General features: G+C 73.1%; 16 protein-coding genes and 1 pseudogene. 8 read left to right on the forward strand and 9 right to left on the reverse strand.

The window, feature by feature from the left end; genetic code table 11:
- Positions 1–9: 9 nt before the first annotated feature.
- The 4 genes from ACGF5G_RS26705 to ACGF5G_RS26720 are packed head-to-tail and all read right to left on the reverse strand — an operon-like array spanning position 10 to position 4,921.
- Entirely contained in the window at positions 10–1,212 is a 1,203-nt protein-coding gene (locus ACGF5G_RS26705) for a glycosyltransferase (protein ID WP_393267507.1), read from the reverse strand.
- Positions 1,205–2,557 carry a glycosyltransferase gene (locus tag ACGF5G_RS26710; RefSeq protein WP_393267510.1) on the reverse strand — a complete coding sequence of 451 codons (1,353 nt, stop codon included), beginning with the start codon at positions 2,555–2,557 and terminating at the stop codon, positions 1,205–1,207. Before ACGF5G_RS26710 ends, ACGF5G_RS26705 begins: the two co-directional genes overlap by 8 nt.
- Entirely contained in the window at positions 2,544–3,968 is a 1,425-nt protein-coding gene (locus ACGF5G_RS26715; RefSeq protein WP_393267513.1) for a lipopolysaccharide biosynthesis protein, read from the reverse strand. Before ACGF5G_RS26715 ends, ACGF5G_RS26710 begins: the two co-directional genes overlap by 14 nt.
- 8 nt (positions 3,969–3,976) lie before the next feature.
- Positions 3,977–4,921 carry an NAD-dependent epimerase/dehydratase family protein gene (locus tag ACGF5G_RS26720; protein WP_393267516.1) on the reverse strand — a complete coding sequence of 315 codons (945 nt, stop codon included), beginning with the start codon at positions 4,919–4,921 and terminating at the stop codon, positions 3,977–3,979.
- 182 nt (positions 4,922–5,103) lie between these two features.
- Here ACGF5G_RS26720 and ACGF5G_RS26725 point away from each other — a divergent pair, with 182 nt between their 5' ends.
- Positions 5,104–6,033, forward strand: coding sequence for an NAD(+)/NADH kinase (locus ACGF5G_RS26725; RefSeq protein WP_393267519.1), 930 nt, complete (start codon positions 5,104–5,106; stop codon positions 6,031–6,033).
- A gap of 17 nt (positions 6,034–6,050) precedes the next feature.
- On the opposite strand, the gene ACGF5G_RS26730 is transcribed toward ACGF5G_RS26725, so the two are convergent.
- The 3 genes from ACGF5G_RS26730 to glgC form a co-directional block, all read right to left on the reverse strand.
- Positions 6,051–6,590, reverse strand: coding sequence for a DapH/DapD/GlmU-related protein (locus ACGF5G_RS26730; protein ID WP_357694754.1), 540 nt, complete (start codon positions 6,588–6,590; stop codon positions 6,051–6,053).
- 79 nt (positions 6,591–6,669) lie between these two features.
- The gene (gene pgm / locus ACGF5G_RS26735) at positions 6,670–8,316 is read right to left on the reverse strand and encodes a phosphoglucomutase (alpha-D-glucose-1,6-bisphosphate-dependent) (protein WP_393267522.1); all 1,647 of its coding nucleotides are present in this window, start codon (positions 8,314–8,316) and stop codon (positions 6,670–6,672) included.
- Complete coding sequence (gene glgC / locus ACGF5G_RS26740) at positions 8,313–9,545, reverse strand: glucose-1-phosphate adenylyltransferase (protein ID WP_350706479.1); 1,233 nt, start codon at positions 9,543–9,545, stop codon at positions 8,313–8,315. The genes pgm and glgC overlap by 4 nt, the downstream gene beginning before the upstream one ends.
- Before the next feature lie 71 nt (positions 9,546–9,616).
- Here glgC and glgA point away from each other — a divergent pair, with 71 nt between their 5' ends.
- The 3 genes from glgA to glgB are packed head-to-tail and all read left to right on the forward strand — an operon-like array spanning position 9,617 to position 15,036.
- Positions 9,617–10,825, forward strand: a complete 1,209-nt coding sequence (gene glgA / locus ACGF5G_RS26745) for a glycogen synthase (RefSeq protein WP_393267525.1) — start codon at positions 9,617–9,619, stop codon at positions 10,823–10,825.
- Positions 10,826–10,864: 39 nt separating this feature from the next.
- Complete coding sequence (locus ACGF5G_RS26750) at positions 10,865–12,946, forward strand: maltotransferase domain-containing protein (protein WP_393267529.1); 2,082 nt, start codon at positions 10,865–10,867, stop codon at positions 12,944–12,946.
- Positions 12,934–15,036, forward strand: a complete 2,103-nt coding sequence (gene glgB, locus ACGF5G_RS26755) for a 1,4-alpha-glucan branching protein GlgB (protein WP_393267532.1) — start codon at positions 12,934–12,936, stop codon at positions 15,034–15,036. Before ACGF5G_RS26750 ends, glgB begins: the two co-directional genes overlap by 13 nt.
- 33 nt (positions 15,037–15,069) lie before the next feature.
- On the opposite strand, the gene ACGF5G_RS26760 is transcribed toward glgB, so the two are convergent.
- Positions 15,070–16,110, reverse strand: coding sequence for an App1 family protein (locus ACGF5G_RS26760; RefSeq protein ID WP_393267535.1), 1,041 nt, complete (start codon positions 16,108–16,110; stop codon positions 15,070–15,072).
- A gap of 136 nt (positions 16,111–16,246) precedes the next feature.
- Here ACGF5G_RS26760 and ACGF5G_RS26765 point away from each other — a divergent pair, with 136 nt between their 5' ends.
- The 4 genes from ACGF5G_RS26765 (at position 16,247) to ACGF5G_RS26780 (ending at position 20,694) form a co-directional block, all read left to right on the forward strand.
- Positions 16,247–17,866, forward strand: coding sequence for a hypothetical protein (locus tag ACGF5G_RS26765; RefSeq protein WP_393267537.1), 1,620 nt, complete (start codon positions 16,247–16,249; stop codon positions 17,864–17,866).
- 61 nt (positions 17,867–17,927) lie between these two features.
- Positions 17,928–18,725 (forward strand): peroxide stress protein YaaA, encoded by a 798-nt coding sequence (gene yaaA, locus ACGF5G_RS26770; RefSeq protein ID WP_393267540.1) that lies wholly within the window; start codon positions 17,928–17,930, stop codon positions 18,723–18,725.
- A gap of 101 nt (positions 18,726–18,826) precedes the next feature.
- Entirely contained in the window at positions 18,827–19,501 is a 675-nt protein-coding gene (locus ACGF5G_RS26775; protein WP_357451847.1) for a hypothetical protein, read from the forward strand.
- 191 nt (positions 19,502–19,692) lie between these two features.
- Positions 19,693–20,694, forward strand: a complete 1,002-nt coding sequence (locus ACGF5G_RS26780) for a TAXI family TRAP transporter solute-binding subunit (RefSeq protein WP_393267543.1) — start codon at positions 19,693–19,695, stop codon at positions 20,692–20,694.
- 208 nt (positions 20,695–20,902) lie between these two features.
- Here the strand turns inward: ACGF5G_RS26780 and ACGF5G_RS26785 are convergent.
- Positions 20,903–22,297: pseudogene (locus ACGF5G_RS26785) on the reverse strand (ATP-binding protein); the annotation flags it as partial.
- Positions 22,298–22,301: the final 4 nt, after the last annotated feature.

Genomic DNA, 22,301 nt, shown 5'->3' on the forward strand with positions numbered 1-22,301 from the left:
CTTCCGCCGTCAGGGGCGGGCCGACTCCAGGAGAGTGGCGAGCCGAGGAGCGTAGGCGCGGTAGTCGAACGAATCCAGCGCCTGCACCCGGGCGGCTTCTCGCATGGCCTCCCGCTGCGTCCGGGTCAGCTCCAGCGCGGCGTGTAGCGCAGTGGCCAGTTCCGCTTCCGACCAGCCGTCGCACACCAGGCCCTCGACGCCGTGACGCAGATAGGTGCCAAGATCACTGGTCAGGTTGGCGATCACCGGTGTGCCGTTGGCGAGGCTCTCACAGAACTTGGTGGGGAACCCAGCCTGCGCGAACCGCTCGGGTCGACGCAGAATCACGCTGAAATCGGCGTCCCGTAGGGCCAGCGGTACCTCCTGCTGGGCCAGCCGACCCCGTACGTCGACTCCCTGCGGGAGGCGGCCGAGGCCCGCCAGGTCCCGGACCTGCGTCACGGTAGGGCCGTAGACCCGCAGTTCGATCGCCGCGCCCCTTCGCTCGAGCCGGTCGACCGCGCGGACCATCGTGCCCAGCAGGTCCTTTCGGCCTGGCGTACCGGAGTAGACCAGGGACAGGTCGACCCGCTTCCGAGGGGCCGCCGGGCCGACCCGCAGGGTGCGCACGTCGAGCGTCGGCGGCACCCGGACGACATTCGTGCCGAGCTGCCGGTAGTAGTCCTCGAGATAGGAGCTGATCGCGATGATCCCGGCGCAGCGCGGGTAGAAGTACCGCATGGCCGTCTCTGAACTGAGGTGCAGCGGGCCGAGGAAACCGCCCCGCAGGTGCCGGGGGTCGTACCACTCGACCACGTCGGCCAGCAGCGGGACCGCGTGCCGCCGGCACCAGCGGCGCAGGTGAAGCATGTACTGCGCCGCGCCGCCATAGACGACCACGTGCGAGGGAGGCGTCGGCTGGGTGTCCAGCCAGTCCACGGTACGCCGGCCGAGCCGCACGGCGAAGTGCACGGTCCGGGCCAGGAGCGAGCCGCCAGCCGAGGTCGTCTCCCCGAGCCCGAGGTACGAGACGGAGCCAGGCCCGTCAACGCCCTCCAGCATGGTGACCACTCGAGGGCTCTCCTCACCGCTCGCGACCACCACGTGGTATCCCGCGCTGGCGAGGGAGCCGGCGATACCGAAGACACGCCGGGATCCGGGCTGTCCCCAGGGAAACTGGAACGGGCCGACGTACGCCACCCAGTCCCGCCGGCGAACCGTGGACTCACCCATCGTGGCCCTCCCGGTCGGTCGGATCCTTGCCGGCGCCCGCGCCCGTACCGCTGGCCTCGCCCAGGAACTCGGCGAACCGTCTGCTCAGCGTCTCCCGGCGGTGGTGCCGGCGGGCGTGATCCAGGCCGTTACGTCCCCAGGTGTGGCGCAGGCCGGCGTCCCTGAGTTGGCGCAGGGCCCGCGACAACGGCTCCGGGTCGTCCTTCCCCACCACGACACCGGCCTGCGCGTCGGCGATGTGCCGCATGGAGGCGACCTCGGCGGGCCCGAAGCCGAGGATCGGCCGCCCCGCAGCCAGGTACTGCGGGATCTTCGTGGACAGCGAAAGCCGCGTGTACCGCCGGTGGGCGGGCGCGAAAGACTCGACGTGCACGAGCACGTCCGCCGTGTGCAGGACCTTGGGCACCTCGTCGCTGTGCAGCCATCGGTCGAGGCGCACCGACCGACGTCCGCCGAACGCCTCCCTGAACTGCGACAGGTCGTGCTCCGGCGCGTACACGGTAAGCCGGAGCACGGGCGGCTCCTCTTGGGCCGACCGGTCCAGCACCTCGGCGATCCGCGCCAGCGTCTGCCAGCGGCCCAGATGCAGTCCGCCGACGTAGACCAACTCCACCGGCCAGGACGACGGCCGCCCGGTGTCGTCCGGCGGGCCGTCCGCGAAAGCGGTGTCGTCGACGCAGTTGGCGAAGGCGCCAAAGGGAATGCCGTACTGGCGTTGGTATTCATCTGCCATCGGCTGGCTGATGCACATGCCGCGGGGCGCCATCCGCATCGCGGCGCGCAGCGTGCGCAGCAGCGACGCCCGGGCCAGCCCGAACAACTCACCGGAGCCGTAGTTGGTGCTCGGCCAGTCGTCCATGAAGTGTGGTACGAGGGGAACCCCGAGATCACGGGCGATCCGCACGGCCAGCCTGTTCACACGGACGCTGCCCAACAGCGAGTAGACCAGGTCGGGCCGATGCCGGCGCAGCCACGGTGCCAGGTCGTCGGGGAACCGGCTCGGGGTCAGGTCCGCCGCGGCCCGCAGCTGAGTCATGAGCCGAGAGGTGCTGCCTCGACGCGCGGCTGCCGTCCCGCCTGACGCCGCGACGGCGCCGGTCGGCCCGCCGACCGCGCCGAGCACCCTGCGCAACGCGTGGTCGACGGGGAAGTTCCGCAGCCCGAAGTGGTAGAACGACGCGCATACGTCCGCGGAGCGGACTCCCTCGACGGTGTGCACCTGAGCGAGCCGGTCGACGGGCCATCCCTGGAAGAGGTTCGACAGGGTGATCCCCTCGTTCGTCGATCGACTGAACGGTTTTGCTCCCACCACCAGCACTCGTGGGTAGTCGTCATCGAGCCGCACGCGCCACCTCCAGGTCTGCCATCGGCGAGCTGGACATTCTCAGTGCCTTTCGGTAGCCGTAGATGGCGGCGGGCAGCACCGTGACCAGATAGGTGGCCACGGCAACGTACGGCAGCGCCGTGATCCCCCACCGGGTCGCGGCCCACCACTTCCCGACCAGGGAGACGACCAGATACGCCACCCAGCCGAGCAGTTGCGGTCGGACCAGGCCCATCGCGTTCTGCACCATGAATCGGGGCGAAATGCCGGCAAGCAGCACCCACCACAGCGCCAGACCACCGAGGAGCCACCGGTCCCCGCCCAGAGGAACGGAGAGCCAGGCGGAGAAGAACGGGCCGCCGACGATCACCAGACCGACCGAGGGCACCAGCGTGACGGCCGTGGAGATCAACGTCATCCGACGTACGGTCCGGTAGACCCAGGCCAGGTCGCGCCGGGCGAGGGCTTCGCCGTTGGCCGGCCACAGCGGCACGTTCACCAGCCCGACCAGCATTCCGGCCTGCGCCAGAACCTTGGCGGGCACGGCGTACGCCGTGACCTGCTCCAGCCCCAGTGTCCGCGCGATGATCAGGGTGTCCGCGTTGTTGGCCGCCGACATCACGACAGTCAGCACGAAGAACATCCCACTGAGTCCGAGCAGGCCCCGGGCGAGACGCCGGTCCACGAGGCTGAACCGGGGGCGGATCTCCGGCATCCGGTATCCGTACACCCACACGGAGTTGGCGAGGTTCGTCAGGAGCGGACCGATGACTGCCGCCCCGACCACCACGACGGGCGGCTGCCCGGACCACACCGCGAGCAACACAAGCGGCAGGGCCAGCACGCTGCCCGCCGCCTGCCACATGTTGCTCGCCGACACCTGCTGAAAGGCGTACTGGACGCGGGTTATCAGCGACAAGGGGATGTTCAGCAGGATGGCGGTCAGGCCCACCAGGACCATGCCGCGAACCTCTCCAGGACTCATGTTCCCCGGCAGCCCGAGCAGGGACGACCACGGCAGGGCCGGAGCCGTCAGCCAGAGCAACGCACACAGCGCAGCCGCCACCGCCAGGATGAGGAGGTACGCGCTGGAGAGGTAGCGGCGCGCACCTTCGCTGTCGCCGGTGCCGTGGCACAGGGTCAGCTTCGTCATCAGGCCGTTGCCGAGGCCCAAGTCCGCGAAGGCGGCCATGCCAGCCAGCGCCAGCACGGCGGACCACAGGCCGTAACGCTCCGATCCCAGGTAGGAGAGGGTGACGGGGATCAGCAGCAACGGGACGACGACCCCGATGGCCCGGCCGAGAACGGCGGTGGCGATTCCGGAGGCGAGACGGCGACTCCGGGCCGCGCCGTCCCGGTCCGCAGAGGACGGGTTCGGTGGCTCGCCGGTCGGGACGTCGCGGTCGAGGGTCCTGGGGGGTGTGGGGAGCATGGCCAAGTTCAGTGACGGACCAGAACGCGGTCGGACATCCAGTCGACCGTCGCCTGGAGTCCTTCCCGCATGGTGTACCGACGGGGGGAAGGGAAGAGCTCACGCAGGCGGGTCGAGTCGGCCTGGGAGTCACGCACGTCTCCCGAACGCGGTGGCTCGTGCACCCGGTCGAGCGGGCGCCCCAGCACGGACTCCAGTTCCGCAACCAGGTCGAGTAGTGAGACCCGCTCCCCGAAGGCCAGGTTCACCACGTCGGGCGCCGAGACCCGCCGGACAATCGCATCCGCGATAACCGAGGTGACGCTGCCGACATAGGTGAAGTCGCGGGTCTGCCGGCCATCGCCGTGAATCCGCACCGGTTCGCCGACCAGCGCCGCCGACACGAATCTCGGCACCACTGCGGCATACGCATGGTACGCGGCCTGCCGGGGGCCGAAGACATTGAAGAAGCGGAACGCCAGTACCGCTTGGTCGTAGCAGGAGGCGTGGGCGAGGGCGTAGGCCTCTGTCGCCAGCTTCGACACGGCGTACGGGCTCACCGGCATCGGCCGGAGCGCTTCCTGCCGGGGCAGAACGGGGTTGGCGCCGTAGACGGACGACGACGAGGCGACGATGACGTGCGGAACATCGTGCCGCCGCACCGCCTCCAACACCATCAGGGTGCCGGTCGCGTTGGCATGGTGACTGGCCAGCGGATTGTCGATCGACCGCGGCACTGACCCCAACGCGCCCAGGTGCACGACGCAGTCCGCGCCGGCCAGCGCTGCGTCCAGCACCTTCGCGTCCAGAACGGTGCCACGCAGCAACCGGACCGGCAGGTCGGTGAGGTTGTCCAGCGACCCGGTCGAGAGGTCGTCGACGGCCACCAACTCGTCCATCAGCGGGTTGTCGACCAGCGTATGGAGCAGATTGGCGCCGATGAAGCCAGCGCCCCCCGTCACGACTACCTTCAACGATGTTCTCCTCGCCTACCCGCGTCGTGTCGACCCGGAGCGCCGGGTCCGTCTCCTGGAGACAACGAACAGGGTCTGCGCAGGTCACGGCGGGGACGCTGGGCAACCGGGCAGCTCCTGAAAGACGCGGTCACCTCCCGGTACACCCACCGATCGGCGCACCGGTGTGATGAGCTGTACGCATGGACCGCACCCTGCTCGGGCTGGTGCTCCACCCCACGCGGGACGCCTCCGATATCGTCGAGATCATCGCCGACTGGGCGGCTCGGCACCGCACCGACGTCGCCGTGCGTCTCGAGGACCAGCACCGGGTGCCGCCGACGGTGCAGGCGGTTCCCGCCGCCGAACTGGCTGCGCGCGTGAGCGCGCTGATCAGCGTCGGCGGGGACGGCACCATGCTCGGCGCGCTCCGGTCGCTGGTTCGCGATCCGAAACCGGTGCTCGGGGTGCACCTGGGCCGGCTCGGGTTCTTGGTCGAGGTCGAGCCGCACGAGCTGCCGGAGGCGCTCGACCGGCTGGCCAACCGCGACTTCACGGTGGAGGCACACAGCTGCCTGGTCTGCGATGTCTGCGGGGACGACGTCGTGGCGTTCAACGACGTCGCGCTCGTCCGCCAACCCGGCTCCGGCTTCGTCACGGCCTCCCTCGCCGTGGACGGCCAGCAGTACGGCTACTACCGCTGCGACGCGCTCGTGGTCAGCACTCCGACCGGATCGACCGCATACAGCTACGCCGCTGGCGGCCCGCTGGTGTCCCCGGCCACCCAGGCCGTGGTGGTCACCCCGTCGGCGCCGATGGCCGGCATCTCCCGTTCGCTGGTGCTGTCCCCGGAGGAACGGATCCGGCTGGAGCTGACGCCCGACTCCGCTCCCGTGGCGGTGGAGATGGACGGCCTGGTGATCCGGGAGGCGGCCACTGAGGGTGCGATCGACGTCAGCTACCGCCGGGAGGCGGGGCTGGTGGTCCGCCTGGACCCGCGCCGGTACCAGGAGCGCAATCAGCTCAAGCTCAGTCTGCTGGACCTGCCGCTGCTGCCCGACCAGCTGCGCGAGCTGCTCCCCGAAGGGATGCGCGAGCAGCTCAACCGCCGGGAGCTTCCCCCGCCTCGCTGACCGCGCCGTCAGATCCGTCAGCCGGTCACGATGCCGTAGATCTTCTTGATCGCCTCGGCCTTCGCCTGCGCCGGCAGATGACCGACCCGCAGGGACTTCGCCTTGAGCCGATCGAGGTACTCGTCGGTGGTACGGATCGGCCGGGCTGGGACGCCCACCGCCACGGTGTTGTCGGGTATGTCGGTGGTGACGACGGAGCCCGCGCCAATCACACACCGGTCGCCGATACCGACCCCCGGGAGGATGAGCGACCGCATCCCGATGTAGACGTCGTCGCCAACGGTGATCGGGGCGGTCCACTCCAGGTCGGGATGTTCCTTACGAAGGATGAGCGTCCCGCCGTCATGGGTGACGAACTGCACGCCGGCCGTGATGTGGACGTTGTCGCCGAGCGTTATCAGCCAGGGTTCGGAGCCGAACATGCCCAGGCTCATGCCGTAGAACGTCACCCGGCCCTTGAGGTTGACGCCGATCATCCGGGCATAGGCCTGCGGATCTCGGGCGGCGACCCACCGGCGCCGGATCATCCGGGCAGCGGTGCGAAGAGGTATGGACACTGCTCTCCCTCGGCTCGGAGCCCGGTGTGAACACCAGAGCTAACGACCCGCGCGGAGTTGGGTGATGTGAGCCGCCCGGTCAGGCCTTCGCGAGGACCTCGGAGACCAGGTCCTTCGCCTCCTGCTGGATGCGTTCCAGGTGCTTCGGCCCCTGGAACGACTCGGCGTAGATCTTGTAGACGTCCTCGGTGCCCGACGGCCGGGCGGCGAACCAGCCGGAGTCGGTGGTGACCTTGAGCCCGCCGATCGGCGCGCCGTTGCCCGGTGCGGCGGTGAGGGTCGCGGTGATCGGCTCGCCGGCCAGCTCGGTGGCGGTCACCTGCTCCGGCGAGAGCTTGCCGAGCACGGCCTTCTGCTCCCGGGTCGCCGGCGCGTCGATCCGGGCGTACGCGGGCGCGCCGAAGCGCTCGGCCAGCTCCGCCCAGTGCTGGCTCGGCGTGCGGCCGGTGGTGGCGATGATCTCGGCGGCGAGGAGGCAGAGCAGGATGCCGTCCTTGTCGGTGGTCCAGGTGCCCCCGTCGCGGCGCAGGAATGACGCGCCGGCGCTCTCCTCGCCGCCGAAGCCGACCGCGCCGTCGAGCAGCCCGGGGACGAACCACTTGAAGCCGACCGGCACCTCCAGCAGCGGGCGGCCCAGGTCGGCGGCGACCCGGTCGATCATCGAGGAGGAGACCAGGGTCTTGCCGACCGCGGCGGCCGGGCCCCAGTTCGTCCGGGTGCGGAACAGGTGGGCGATCGCCACCGCGAGGTAGTGGTTGGGGTTCATCAGGCCGCCGTCGGGGGTGACGATGCCGTGCCGGTCGGCGTCGGCGTCGTTGCCGGTGGAGACCTGGTAGTCGGCGCGGGCCGCGATCAGCGAGGCCATCGCGTTCGGCGACGAGCAGTCCATCCGGATCTTGCCGTCGCCGTCGAGGGTCATGAACCGCCAGGTGGGGTCGACGGTCGGGTTGACCACGGTCAGGTCCAGCCGGTGCCGCTCGGCGATCTCGCCCCAGTAGGCGACGCTCGCCCCGCCGAGCGGGTCCGCGCCGATGCGCACCCCGGCGTCGCGGATCGCGTCGACGTCGATCGCCGCCGGCAGGTCGTCGACGTAGCCGGCGAGGAAGTCGTACGACCCGGTGGTGTCGGCGGCGCGGGCCCGCGCGTAGGGGATCCGGCGGACCTCCTTCAGCCCGTCGGCCAGGATGGCGTTGGCCCGGTCCTGGATCCACTTCGTGACGTCGGTGTCCGCCGGCCCGCCGTGGGTGGGGTTGTACTTGAAGCCGCCGTCGTCGGGCGGGTTGTGCGACGGGGTGATCACGATGCCGTCGGCCAGCCCGCTGGTGCGCCCCCGGTTGTGGGTGAGGATGGCGTGCGACACCGCCGGGGTGGGCGTGTAGCCGTCCCGGCTGTCCAGCAGCACGGTGACCTCGTTGGCGGCGAGCACCTCCAGCGCGTCCACCGCGGCCGGGGCGGAGAGGGCGTGGGTGTCGCGGCCGACGAACAGCGGGCCGTCCAGGCCCCGCTCCCGCCGGTAGTCGCAGAGCGCCTGGGTGACCGCGAGGATGTGGTCGGAGTTGAACGCGTTGCGCAGGCTCGACCCGCGGTGCCCGGACGTGCCGAAGGAGACCTGCTGCGCCGGGTCCTGCGGGTCGGGGTGCTCGGCGTAGTAGGCGGTGACCAGCCGCGGCACGTCGACCAGGTCGGCGGGCTGGGCGGGCTTGCCGGCCCGGGGATGACTGCTCACGGTTCCACCTTCTGTCCCTTGCCGATCACCACGATGCCGTTGTCCGAGACGGTGTAGCGCTGCCGGTCCTTCTCCAGGTCGACGCCGATCTCGGCTCCCTCGGGCACGACCACGTTCTTGTCGAGGATGGCCCGGCGGACCACCGCGTGCCGGCCGATGTCCACCCCCTCCATCAGCACCGCGCCGTCCACGTGCGCCCAGGAGTGCACCTTCACCTTCGGCGACACGACCGAGTTCTCCACGAGCGAGCCGGAGATCACCGCGCCGGGCGAGACCATCGAGCCGACCGCCCGGCCGACCCGCTCGCCCCACTGGTGCACGAACTTCGCCGGCGGGTACGGCGGCTGCTCGGTGTAGATCGGCCACTCGAAGTTGTAGAGGTTGAACACCGGGTGCACGTTGATCAGATCCATGTGGGCGTCGTAGAAGGAGTCGAGCGTCCCCACGTCGCGCCAGTAGCCGCGGTCCCGGTCGGTGCTGCCCGGCACCTCGTTGTCGCGGAAGTCGTAGACGTTGGCCTCGCCCCGCTCGACCAGCATCGGGATGATGCTGCCGCCCATGTCGTGCTTGCTGGTCTTGTCCTCCGCGTCGCGCTCGACCGCCTCGCACAGCGCCTTCGTGCTGAACACGTAGTTGCCCATCGAGGCGTAGATCTGGTCGGGGGCGTCGGGCAGGCCGACCGCGTCGGTGGGCTTCTCGCGGAACGCCCGGATCCGCCGGCCGTCCTCGCCGACCTCGATCACGCCGAACTGGTCGGCCGTCGACAGCGGCTGCCGGATGCCGGCCACGGTGACCCCGGCGCCGGAGGCGATGTGGTCCTCCACCATCTGCCGCGGGTCCATCCGGTAGATGTGGTCGGCGCCGAAGACGATCACGTGGTCCGGCTGCTCGTCGTTGATCAGGTTGAAGCTCTGGTAGATCGCGTCGGCGGAGCCGGCGAACCACCACGGGCCGCGCCGCTGCTGCGCCGGCACGGGGGTGACGTAGTTGCCGAGCAGCGTCGACATCCGCCACGTCTTGGTGATGTGCCGGTCCAGCGAGTGCGACTTGTACTGGGTCAGCACGACGATCTTCAGATAGCCGGCGTTCGCCAGGTTGGAGAGGACGAAGTCGACCATGCGGTACATCCCGCCGAACGGGACGGCCGGCTTGGCCCGGTCCGTGGTGAGCGGCATCAGGCGCTTGCCCTCTCCGCCGGCCAGGACGATCGCGAGCACCTTGGCAGCCATGTTCCGACGCTAACCATCCGCCGGGGACTTCACCACTCGTACGGGCACACTTCTGCACTAGGGTGCCGGGAATGACGGACTCCGCACAGCTTCGCGTCGACCTGTTGACCCGGGAGTACCCGCCCGAGGTGTATGGCGGCGCCGGGGTGCACGTGGAGTACCTGGCCCGTGAGCTGCGCCGGCTCGCCGACGTGCGGGTGCACTGCTTCGGCGCGCCGCGCACCGAGCCGGGCGTCACCGCGTACGCCGAACCGGCGGGCCTGGGCGGCGCGAACGCCGCGCTGCGGACGATGGGCGTGGATCTGGAGATGGCGGCGGCGTGCGCCGGCACCGACGTGGTGCACAGCCACACCTGGTACGCCAACCTGGCCGGGCACACCGCGAAGCTGCTGCACGGCGTGCCGCACGTGGTGACCGCGCACAGCCTGGAGCCGCTGCGGCCGTGGAAGGCCGAGCAGCTCGGCGGCGGCTACGCGCTCTCGTCCTGGTGCGAGCGCACGGCCTTCGAAGCCGCCGACGCGGTCATCGCGGTCAGCGAGGGGATGCGGCGCGACGTGCTGACCGCTTACCCGGCGGTGGACCCGGACCGGGTCCGGGTGGTCTACAACGGCATCGACACCGACGAGTACTCCCCGGACCACGGCACCGACGTGGTGGACCGGCTCGGCATCGACCCGGCCCGCCCGAGCGTGGTGTACGTCGGGCGGATCACCCGGCAGAAGGGGCTGCCCTACCTGCTGCGCGCGGCGCGCGACCTGCCCGCCGACGCCCAGCTGGTGCTGCTGGCCGGAGCGCCGGACACCCCGGAGATCGCCGCCGAGGTGGAGGGCCTGGTGGCCGAGCTGCGGGCGGGCCGCTCAGGCGTCGTCTGGGTGGCCGAGATGCTGCCCAAGCACGAGGTGATCCAGGTGCTCACGCACGCCACGGTCTTCGTCTGCCCGTCGGTCTACGAGCCGATGGGCATCGTGAACCTGGAGGCGATGGCCTGCGAGACGGCGGTGGTGGCCACCGCGACCGGCGGCATCCCGGAGGTGGTCGTCGACGGCGGGACCGGGCTGCTGGTGCCGATCGAGCAGGCCGCCGACGGCTCCGGCCGGCCGCTGGACCCGGACCGGTTCGTCGCCGACCTCGCGGCCAGGGTCAACGAGGCGCTGGCCGACCCGGGGCGCGCCACGGAGTTCGGGCTCGCCGGCCGGCGCCGGGCCGTCGAGCAGTTCTCCTGGGACGCCGTGGCGCGGCGGACGCTGGAGGTGTACCGGTCGGTGGGCGCCGCCGGCTGACGCCGCGCGGGAATCGATCTCGCGCAGTAGGTTGGCGGGGTGACTGGACGGTTTCCGATCGAAGACGTCTCCCCCGTCGTCTCCTGCGGTCGCTACCCGGCCAAGGCGGTGGTGGGCGAGCCCGTGCCGGTGTCGGCCCGCGCCTACCGCGAGGGGCACGACGCGCTCGGCTGCAACGTGGTGTGGCTGGGCCCCGACGGACGGGCCCGGCCCTTCACCCGGATGCGCCCCGGCGAGCCCGGCCAGGACCGCTGGCACGCGGTCATCCGCCCGGACGCGGTCGGCGAGTGGGTGTTCACCGTCGAGGCGTTCCAGGATCCCTACCTGACCTGGCAGAACGCGGTCACCAAGAAGCTCGCCGCCGGCCAGGGGCCGGCGGAACTGGCCAACGACCTCGCCGAGGGCGCCCGGGTGCTGACGGCCGCCGCCGCGCTGGTGCCGGCGGGCGACGTCGACCGGGTGTCGGCTGCGGTGGCGGCGCTGCGCGACGACCGGCTGCCGTTGCCCCGGCGGGTCGCCCCGGCGCTGGAGCTGGCCGGCCTGCTCTGGGCACACCCGGTCCGGGAGCTGGTCACCACCGGCGCGGAGCACCGGCTCTGGGTGGACCGCCCCCGCGCGCTCTTCTCGGCCTGGTACGAGTTCTTCCCCCGCTCGGAGGGGGCCGTCCCGGCCACCGTCGACGCGCCGGCCCGCTCCGGCACGTTCGCCACCGCCACCGAGCGCCTGCCGGGCGTCGCCGCGATGGGCTTCGACGTGCTCTACCTGCCGCCGATCCACCCGATCGGCCGGGTCAACCGCAAGGGCCGCAACAACTCGCTCACCGCGGGGCCGGACGACGTCGGCTCGCCGTGGGCGATCGGCGCCGCCGAGGGTGGCCACGACGCCATCCACCCCGACCTGGGTACGCCGGAGGACTTCCGGGACTTCGTCGCCGCCGCCGCCGAGCAGGGCCTGGAGGTGGCGATGGACCTGGCGTTGCAGTGCGCGCCGGACCACCCGTGGGTGACGGAGCACCCGGAATGGTTCACCACCCGGGCCGACGGCAGCATCGCGTACGCGGAGAACCCGCCGAAGAAGTACCAGGACATCTACCCGCTGAACTTCGACAACGACCCGGAGGGCATCCGGGCGGAGATCCTGCGGGTGGTGCTGCACTGGGTGGGCGAGGGCATCCGGATCTTCCGGGTGGACAACCCGCACACGAAGCCGTTCGACTTCTGGCACTGGCTGATCGGCGAGGTGAAGAAGGTCGAGCCGGACGTGCTCTTCCTCGCCGAGGCGTTCACCCGACCGGCGATCATGCACGGCCTGGGCAAGATCGGCTTCACCCAGTCGTACACGTACTTCACGTGGCGCACCTCGGCGGCCGAGATGCGGGCGTACTGCGAGGAGCTGGTCGCGGCGGCCGACCACATGCGACCCAACTTCTGGCCGAACACGCCGGACATCCTGCACTCCTCGTTGCAGCACGGCGGCCCGCCCATGTTCAAGATCCGGGCCGTGCTGGCCGCGCTGCTCTCCCCCTCCTGGGGCATGTACGCCGGCTACGAGCTGTTCGAGCACGTGGCCCGCCCCGGCGCCGAGGAGTACCTCGACAACGAGAAGTACGAGCTGCGCCCGAGGGACTGGGCGGGCGCGCAGGCGCAGGGCCGCTCCCTGGCGCCGTTCATCGCCACCCTCAACCGGGTACGCCGGGAGAACCCGGCCCTGCACCAGCTCCGCAACCTCGTCTTCCACGAGATCGACAACAGGGCGCTGCTCTGCTGGTCCAAACACGACCCGGACACCGGCAACACGGTCGTCGTGGTCTGCTCGTTCGACGCGCAGGGCGTGCAGTGGGGCAACACCACGCTGGACATGCCGGCGCTCGGCTTCGACTGGCACGACCGGTTCACGGTGCACGACGAGCTGACCGGCGCCAGTTACGACTGGGGGCAGCACAACGCGGTGCGTCTCGACCCGTACCTGCAACCCGCGCACGTGCTGACCGTGCGGCGGCCCGCTCCCCCGGCCGGGCCGGCGGCGCAGGGCCTGACCGTCGAGAACGTTCCCGACGACCTCTCGGGCGGCACCGCCCCCACCGCTTTCGCGCAGGAGGACGACCCCCGATGGACGAGTTGATCGCCGGCGCGACGCACGACCCGCACGCCGTCCTCGGCGCCCACCCGGCCGGCGGGCGGACGGTCGTCCGCACGCTGCGCCGGGGCGCCGCCGACGTCGCCGTCCTCGTCGACGGCCGGCGGCACCCGATGCGTCGGGTGCACGACGTCGGCGTGTTCGAGACCACGGTGCCGGGCGAGGTGCTCGACTACCGGATCGAGGTCGACGGCCGGGTGCACGACGACCCGTACCGCCACCCGCCCACCGTCGGCGAGCTGGACCTGCACCTGATCGGCGAGGGCCGGCACGAGCGGCTCTGGGAGGCCCTCGGCGCCCGGGTCCTCGACGGGGGCGTCGCGTTCGCCGTCTGGGCGCCGAACGCGCGCGGCGTCCGGGTCGTCGGCGACTTCACCGGCTGGGCCCCGGACGACGGCTGGCCGATGCGCTCGCTCGGCGCCAGCGGGGTGTGGGAGGTCTTCGTCCCGGGTGCCTCGGCCGGCGCCCGCTACAAGTACCGGATCCTCGGCGCCGACGGGCACTGGCGGGACAAGGCCGACCCCCTGGCGGCGTACGCCGAGGTGCCGCCGGCCACCGCGTCGGTGGTGCACCGGTCCACGTACGAGTGGGGCGACGCCGCCTGGCTGGAGCGGCGGGCCCGACGGCAGCCGCACCAGGAGCCGATGAGCGTCTACGAGGTGCACCTGGGCTCCTGGCGGCCCGGGCTGGGCTACCGGGAGCTGGCCGAGGAGCTGACCGCGTACGTCACCGGGCTGGGCTTCACGCATGTGGAGTTCCTGCCCGTGATGGAGCACCCGTTCGGCGGCTCCTGGGGCTACCAGGTCACCGGCTACTTCGCGCCGACGTCCCGGTTCGGCGACCCGGACGACTTCCGTTACCTGGTGGACCGCCTGCACGCCGCCGGCGTCGGCGTGCTCCTGGACTGGGTGCCGGCGCACTTTCCCAAGGACGAGTGGGCCCTCGCCCGCTTCGACGGCACCCCCCTCTACGAGCACCCCGACCCGCGCCGGGGCGAGCACCCGGACTGGGGCACGTACGTCTTCGACTTCGGCCGCCGCGAGGTGCGCAACTTCCTGGTCGCCAACGCGCTCTACTGGTGCGAGCAGTTCCACGTCGACGGGCTGCGGGTGGATGCCGTGGCCTCGATGCTCTACCTGGACTACTCCCGCCCCGAGGGGCAGTGGGTCCCGAACCGGTACGGCGGGCGGGAGAACCTGGAGGCGATCGCGTTCATGCAGGAGGTGAACGCGACGGTCTACAAGCACCACGCCGGGGTGGTGATGATCGCCGAGGAGTCCACCGCCTGGCCGGGGGTCACCCGCTCCACCGACGCCGGCGGGCTCGGCTTCGGTTTCAAGTGGAACATGGGCTGGATGCACGACACCCTGCTCTACACCTCGAAGGACCCGATCTACCGGCAGCACCACCACCACCAGCTCACGTTCTCCCTGGCGTACGCCTGGAGCGAGAACTACGTGCTGCCGATCAGCCACGACGAGGTGGTGCACGGCAAGGGTTCCCTCGCGGGCAAGATGCCCGGCGACACCTGGCAGCGGCTGGCCACCGTCCGCGCCCTGCTGGCGTACATGTGGGCGCACCCGGGCAAGCAGCTGCTCTTCATGGGCTGCGAGCTGGCCGACGACCGGGAGTGGAGCGAGGAGCGGGGGCTCGACTGGCACCTGCTGCACGACCCGGCCCGCGCCGGCGTGCAGCGCCTCGTCGGCGACCTGAACGCGGTCTACCGGGACACCCCCGCGCTGTGGGCGCAGGACACGGAGCCGGCCGGCTTCCGCTGGATCGCGGGCGACGACGTCGCCAACAACACCGTCTCGTTCGTGCGGATCGCCCCCGACGGCGCGACCCTGGTCTGCGTGGCGAACTTCTCCGCCCGGCCGCTGACGGACTACCGCGTCGGGCTGCCCGCCGGCGGCACCTGGGCGGAGGTGCTCAACACCGACTCCCTCCACTACGGCGGGTCGGGGGTGGGCAACCTGGGCGAGGTGCACGCCGAGGACGTGCCGTGGCACGGCCTGCCGGCGTCCGCCGCGCTCCAGGTGCCGCCGCTCGGCGTGCTCTGGCTCCGCCACGACTGAGCGCCCGGCCCGGCCCGGGTCGCCGTCAGGGAATCAGACCAGGCCGGCGTCGCGCAGCAGCTTCCACAGGCCGGCGCCGTCGGGCGCGGAGAGCCACTTCTGCCCCACCGGCCCCGCGGAGGAGCTGCCGGCCGGGGCGGGCAGGCTACCGGCCAGCACCGCCTGGGTGGGCGAGAGCCGGCGGATCGCCACCCCCGCCACGTTCTGCGGGTGGGCGGCCGCGAACTCGCGGTAGATCTCCGGGTCGTGCTGCCCGTCGTCGCCGACCAGCAGCCACTTCACGTCGGGGAACTCCTTGGCCAGCCGGGCCAGGGTGGCCCGCTTGTGCTCCCGGCCGCTGCGGAACCAGCGGTCCGCGGTCGGCCCCCAGTCGGTCAGCAGCAGCGGCCCGGCCGGGTAGAGGTGCCGGGACAGGAACCGGGTCAGCGTCGGCGCGACGTTCCAGGCGCCGGTCGACAGGTAGAAGACCGGGGCGCCGGGGTGCGCGGTGGCCAGCCGCTCGTAGAGCACCGCCATGCCGGGCACCGCCGTCCGGGCGTGCTCGTCGAGGACGAAGGTGTTCCAGGCCGCGAGCAGCGGGCGGGGCAGCGCGGTCACCATCACCGTGTCGTCGATGTCGGAGACGATGCCGAAACGCACCGCCGGGTCGAGGATGCGCACCGGCGCCTCGACCGGCTCGGCGTCCGGCAGGCTGATCCGCACCGCGCCCCACCCCGGCGACAGGTCCGCCTCGACCACGGTGTCGACGAAGCCGCTGCGGTCGGCCTGCGCCTCGTGGCACACCCCGCCGGCCTCGACGGTCACCGTCACGTGCTTGGCCGGCAGCGTGGTGAAGCTGCGCCAGCCGCGGACCTTCTCCAGCCGGCCCCGCTGGCGGGTGTCCGGCCGCCCCAGCAGCACCCGGCACATCACCCGCACCCAACCGGGCGCGCCGTAACCGGCGTACGCGATGATGTTGGTCCGCCAGCCGGTGCGCCGCAGCCGACGCTCGACCAACGCGTGCACGGCGTCCTCGATCCGCGCGGCCCGGTGCAGGTTCGGTACGGCCAACTGGCCAGCGGGAGTGGGTGGCACGTCAGCAACCCTGCCACAACCCGGCGACCTCGGCCACGCGAGGCGATCTTCGCCGGCCGCCGGCTGCTCCGATCCGCCCCGCCCGGCCCCGGCGGCGTGTAACACTCCGGTCGGGACGACGACGGGGGCGTTGGTCGTGTCGCAACCAGTACGCAAGCGTGGGCGGTGGCGCCCGCAGCTCGACCGGCCGGCGCTCGTCGCGCTGCTGTTGGGGCTCGCCGGGGTCGGCTACCGGCTGGTGCTGACCCTGCACACGGTGCCCGTCTCCAACAGCGACGAGGCCACCTTCGGGCTGGCCGCGATGCACATCGCGCAGGGCCGCGAGCTGCCCGTCTTCCTCTACGGCCAGCGCTACATGGGCGTGTTGGAGTCCTATCTGGCGGCGCCGCTGATCGCGGTCGCCGGGCCGAGCTGGCCGCTGCTGCGCCTGCCGCTGCTGGTGCTCTACGCCGTCTTCCTCTGGCTGATTTACCGGCTGACCCGGCGGATCTGCTCGCCCTGGTTCGCCACCTTCGTCGTCGGGCTGCTCGCCCTCGGCGGGGAGCGGGTGGTCCGGGACCAGTTGACGGTGGTCGGCGGCCGGCCGGAGGTCAAGGTCGCCGTGCTGCTGATGCTGCTGGTCGTGGTGGGACTCGCCCGGGGCACCGTGCGGCACCGCCGGCTGGCCGTCGGGCTCTTCGGCCTGCTCGCCGGGGTGGCCGCCTGGTCGGACTGGCTGATCCTGCCCTACCTGGGGGCGGTCGCGCTGGCGCTGCTCTGGGTGGCCCGCCGGGAGCTGCTCGGCTGGGCCGGGGTGCTGCTGCTGGCCGGGTTCGCCGTCGGGATCGCGCCGATGGTCCGGGACAACCTGGTCGCCCCGCCCGGCGAGGACTCGCTGTCGGTGTTGCGCGAGGTCAGCACCCGGGCCGGGCCGACGCCGCCGTGGAGCCGGCGGCTCGACGGCGGGCTGCTGGAGGGGGTGCCGCTCGCCGGCGGCCTCTGCCCGGTGGACGGCTGCTCCCGCTGGCAGGGGTGGTTCGGTCTGCTCTACCCGCTGCTGCTGGTGGTCGCCGCCGCGCTCGCCGTGGTCGCGTACCGCCGGGCCGCGGGCACCCCACCCGGCCGCCGGGTCGGCCCGGTGGTGCACCTCGCGCTGGTCGTGGGCGCGGCGCTGACCCTGCTGTCGTACGTGCGTAGCCCGCTGGCCGCCACCAGCCCGCTGGACAACGCCCGGTACCTGTCGGTCCTCCAGCTCTCCCTGCCGGCGGTGCTGTGGCCGCTCTGGCTGGCGGCGGTCGCCTGCTGGCGGGGCACGGTCGGGGCGCTCGGCCGGCTGGCCGGGGCACTCGCCACCGCCGTGCTCGCCGCGCTGACCGCGACCGTGCTGGTGGTCACCGTGCAGTTCGCCGCCACCGGCACCGAGGCGTCCCGGGTCGAGGAGCGGCAGGCCCGCGAGTTGGCCGACCGGCTCCGCGCGGGCGGCCCGCACGAGGTGTACGGGGACTACTGGACCTGCAACCGGCTGATCTTCAACACCGACGAGTCGGTGGTGTGCGCGGTGCTCGACGGCGAACTCACCCCCGGGCAGAACCGCTATTCCGCGTACTGGCGGCAGGTGGGGCGGGCCGACCGGCCCGGGTACGTGCTGGCGGCCGACTCGGCGGCGGAGCGGCGGCTGCGCCGGCTGCTCGGCGACCGGGCCGACGCGGCGCTGCTCGCCGAGGTGGGCGGGTATCGCGTGTACCACCCGGAGACGCCGGTGCGGCCGTGGCGGTAGGGACGGGCCGTACGCTGGCCGGGCCGGCGCGCGGGCGCCGCGCCGAGGCGAGGAGTCCCCGATGCTCATCCTGCTGCCGCCCTCCGAGGGGAAGGCCGACGCCGGCACCGGCCGGCGGCTGGACCTCACCCGGCTCTCCCTGCCGGAGCTGACCGGCGCCCGGGAGGAGGTGCTGGCCGCGCTGGTGGCGCTCAGCGACGGCGGCGACGAGGAGGCGGCCCGGGCGGCGCTGGGGCTCAGCGAGGGCCAGCGCGGCGAGCTGCGGCGCAACGCCCGGCTGCGGGTGGCGGCCACCGCCCCCGCCGAGCGGCTCTACACCGGCGTGCTCTACGAGGCGCTCGACCTCGCCTCGCTCCCGCCGGCCGCGCAGCGGGCGGCCCGCCGGTCGGTGCTGATCAGCTCGGGCCTCTGGGGCGCGGTACGCCTCACCGACCGGATCCCGCCCTACCGCTGCCCGGTCGGGGCGCGGCTGCCGGGAGTGGGCGCGCTGTCGGCGTACTGGCGGCGGGCCCTCGCGCCGGCGATGGACGCCGCGGCCAACGCCGGGCCGGTGCTCGACCTGCGCTCCGGCGCGTACGCGGCCACCTGGGCGCCCCGCGGCGAGGTGGCCGCCCGCACCGTGACGGTGCGGGTGCTGCACGAGCGGGAGGTCGACGGAGTGCCCGTCCGGTCGGTGGTGAGCCACTTCAACAAGGCGACCAAGGGTCGGCTGGTGCGGGACCTGCTGACCGCGGGCGCCCGGCCGCGCTCGGCCGACGGGCTGGTGGCCGCGCTGCGCGACCTGAAGTACACGGTGCTGGAGCAGCCCGGGCCGTCCCACCGGCCACGCCAGGTCGACCTGGTCGTCACCGAGCTGTAGGGCTGCCGCAAGATTTCCTCAAGGCTGGGGCGGATCGGTTTCCCCGTCGGCGTCTTCGGGCCACCGTAGGGGGACCCCGACGCCGACAAGGAGTGCCTGAGTTGGCTCCCGAACCGATCCTGCTCGACCGGCCGCGCCTCCCGTCGACCCCGCCGCCGCTGGACTGGCTGACCCTGGCCGACGCGTTCGAGGCCGCCTGCCTGCTGCGCTGCATGCCCCCGCCGGCCGTCGCCGGCGCCCGCCGCCCGGTGCCGCACCACCGCCCGGCGACCGTCGAGTTCAACCGGGAGGAGGCCGCCCTGCGGTTCCGGCAACTGCTCGGCCGGTTGGACGTCCCGATCGAGCACGAGGTGACCGTCGGCGGGCTGCGCCGCCGGTACGAGCTGCACCGGCTCTCGGTGCCCCCGGCGGACCGGCCGGCGTACGCGCGGACGCTGGAGGCCGGCTGGCGGCAGGGCCGGCGCGAGCTGCTGGGCGGCCCGGTCCCCGGCGCGTCGACGGCGCGGCGGGTGTGGCGGCCCCGGCTGGCCGCGGCGGCCTGGCGGGCCGCCCTGCTCGCCGGGGGGCGGCACGTGCGCCGGCACATCCTCGGCGTCCGGCTCACCGACCGGGAACTGGCCGCCGTCCTGGTGCGCGGGGCCGCTCTGCTGGACGTGCCGGCGCTGCTGCGCCCCGGCACCGGGTGCTTCCTGGTCTGCGTCGCCGACGGCCCGGACCGCGAGCGGATCCTGCACAGCGCCGCGCTGGAACCCGCCCGGGCGGCCGAGCCGGCATGACGGCCGGATGACCGCGACCACCGCGCGGTCCGCGTCTGGCGGGGCACCGGCGGGCCGCCCGGGGCCACCGTTCCGACCCCGGTCGCGAACCGCAGCGAACTGATCCCCACCGTCGACCCGGCGCCGGGGCCGTAGTCCGACCGGTGGGCCCCGGGTTGCGGTGACGGCCCGCGCGGCGCAGAGTGCAGCCCGTGAGTCGAACCCGGTCCTGCCGCGCCCGCGCCGCGCGCCCGTCGTCCTGGTTCCGACCTGGCCGCCCGCGCGCCGGCCGCCCGGCGGCGCTGCTGTCGCTGCTGCTGGTGGTGACGCTGCCCGGCCTCGCCGGCTGCCAGGACTCCCCCGAGCCGCCGGTGCGGATCCGGATCGCGACCGGCAGCCCGACGGCGGTCTACCACGCCTTCGGCCGGTCGCTGGCCGACATCCTCAACCGGGAGATGCCGAACGTCGAGGCCAGCGTGGTGGTCACCGCCGCCTCGGCGGAGAACGTCCGGCTGGTCGGCTCGGGCGAGGCCGAGCTGGGATTCACCCAGGCCGACGTGCTGCCGGCCGCGCCGGCGACGCACCCGTCGGTCGTCGCGGTCGCCCGGGTCTACGACGACCTGCTGCACCTGGTCACCACCGCCGGCGGGCCGGTCCGCACGCTGGCCGACCTGCGTGGGCGGCGGGTCTCCGTGGGCGCTCCCGGCTCCGGCACCGAGATCACCGCCTCCCGGCTGCTGGAGGTGGCGCGCCTGGGCGGCGACCGGGTGCACCGGGAGCGGCTCGGCCTCGACGACTCGGTGGCGGCGCTGCGGGCCGGCACGATCGACGCATTCTTCTTCTCCGGCGGGCTGCCGGTCAGCGCGGTGAAGCGGCTCGCCGACGACAGCGCGACCCGGATCGTCGACCTCGGCGAGTGGACCGAGCTGCTGCGCGGCAGCAACCCCCAGGTCTACGTCTCCCGGGACGTCCCCCGCTCGGTGTACGGCACGGACCCGGTCACCACCGTGGCCAACCCGAACTTCTTGATCGTCCGGGCCGACCTGCCGGAAGCGCTGGTCCGGGAGGTGACCCGGTTGCTGATGGAACGCCGGCAGGAGCTGGCCGCGGCGCATCCGGCCGCCGGCCGGATGAGCCCGCGCTCGGCCATCGCCACCTCCCCGCTGCCGCTGCACCCCGGCGCCGCCGGCTGGTACCGCGCCGCCAAGCCCTGACCCTGGCGGCCGACCGCCGGCCGGCGGCGGTCACGGGCGATCAGGAGGACCTCGGTCGGACGGCGGCGACGTCACCCGGGCGGGGCGTCACCCCGGTCGCGGCGTGCCCCGGTGCGGCGTGCCCCGGTGCGGCGGGGACCGGTGCGGCGGGCGCGTCGACGGGCGGTGCGGGAGCGCCGGCGGGGACCGGCTCGGCCGGATCCGTCGGGTCCCTCGGGTCTGCCGGATCCGCCGGGGTCGAGGCCGGGAACCAGAGGCCGGCGACCAGGCCGCGCGGCTCGCCCCGGCGCATGGTGAGCCGCCCGTCCGAGGCGTCGACCAGCACGGCGACGATGGTGAGGCCCAGCCCGGCGCCGTCGACGTTCTGCACCTCCGGCGCCCGCCAGAACCGCTCGGTCGCCTGGCCGAGCTGGCTCTCCGTCATGCCCGGGCCGGTGTCCCGGACCTCCAGCGCCGTCCCGCCCTCGTGGTGCCGCACGGTCACCGTCACCGCCCCGCCGGCACCGCTGAACTTCACGGCGTTGTCGATCAGCGCGTCCAGGGCCTGGTCGATGGCGGTCGGCACGGTCCGCGCGTACGCCGGGGAGTCCTCCGCCGCGAGCCGGAGGGTGACCGACCGGTGCCGGGCGAGCGGCTCCCACGCGGCGACCCGGGACGCGGCCACGGCCGCCGCGTCGACGGTGACCCGCTGGTTCTCCCGCCGCTCGGCGCGGGCCAGGGTCAGCAGCGCGTCCAGCACCAGGGCCAGCCGGTCGGTCTCCTCCAGGGCCAGCCGGTGCTCGGCCTGGCCGTCCGGGTCGGTCAGGCCCAGCCCCAGCTCCTCCACCCGCAGGCGCAGCGCGGTCAGCGGGTTGCGCAGCTGGTGGCTGGCGTGCGCCACGAAGGCGCGCTGCCGGTCCATCACGTCGGAGACGACGTCGGCCATGTGGTTGAAGCTGGTCGCCAGCCGGCGCAGCTCCGGCGGGCCGAGCCGGTGCTGCACGCGGGCGCCGCGGTCTCCCTCGGCGATCTCGTGGGTGACCGCGTCCAGCTCGGTGACCGGGCGCAGCACCCAGCCGGCCAGCCCGAACGCGGTGAGCACGCAGGCCAGGACGGCGAGCAGCCCCGTCCCGGCCAGCACCAGCCACCAGACGGTGACCGCGCGCCGGACCGAGTCGGTCGGGGTGGCGGTGACCACCGCCCCGAGCACCTCACCGCCGTCGTTGATGGGCACCGCCACCACGATCGGCCGGTCGACCCACGGCCAGACCGACTCCGGCCCACTGGCCTGCTGGCCCGAGAGCGCGGTGTCCAGCGCCTCGCGGGTCCCCGCGGCCGGCCGCCAACTGTCGGAGGCCGCCACCGTCCGGCGGTCCCGATCGACCACCGCCGCGCCGATCCCGTACAGGTCGTCGTAGCTGCGCAGCTCGTTGTCGAGCGGGCCGGGGGTCCCGCCGCGCAGCGCCGGACCGGCCAGCGAGGCGAACCGGGTGGCGTCGGCGAGCCGGTCGGCGCGTACCCGGTCGGTCTCCCGGGTCGCCAGGGTTATCGCCAGCGGGGTCTCCAGCGCGATCAGCACCAGCACCATCAGCAGCAGGTAGCTGATCACCAGTCGACGTCGCACGGCG

Source organism: Micromonospora sp. NPDC047730 (assembly GCF_043204765.1).
In the GTDB taxonomy this organism is placed as follows: domain Bacteria; phylum Actinomycetota; class Actinomycetes; order Mycobacteriales; family Micromonosporaceae; genus Micromonospora.

Bases quoted from the DNA above. Each gene is read 5' to 3' on its own strand.
- glgA (WP_393267525.1), top strand. From the start codon at position 9,617: ATGACGGACTCCGCACAGCTTCGCGTCGACCTGTTGACCCGGGAGTAC.
- glgC (WP_350706479.1), bottom strand. From the start codon at position 9,545: ATGGCTGCCAAGGTGCTCGCGATCGTCCTGGCCGGCGGAGAGGGCAAG.
- ACGF5G_RS26705 (WP_393267507.1), bottom strand. From the start codon at position 1,212: ATGGGTGAGTCCACGGTTCGCCGGCGGGACTGGGTGGCGTACGTCGGC.
- yaaA (WP_393267540.1), top strand. From the start codon at position 17,928: ATGCTCATCCTGCTGCCGCCCTCCGAGGGGAAGGCCGACGCCGGCACC.
- ACGF5G_RS26725 (WP_393267519.1), top strand. From the start codon at position 5,104: ATGGACCGCACCCTGCTCGGGCTGGTGCTCCACCCCACGCGGGACGCC.
- glgB (WP_393267532.1), top strand. From the start codon at position 12,934: ATGGACGAGTTGATCGCCGGCGCGACGCACGACCCGCACGCCGTCCTC.
- ACGF5G_RS26715 (WP_393267513.1), bottom strand. From the start codon at position 3,968: ATGCTCCCCACACCCCCCAGGACCCTCGACCGCGACGTCCCGACCGGC.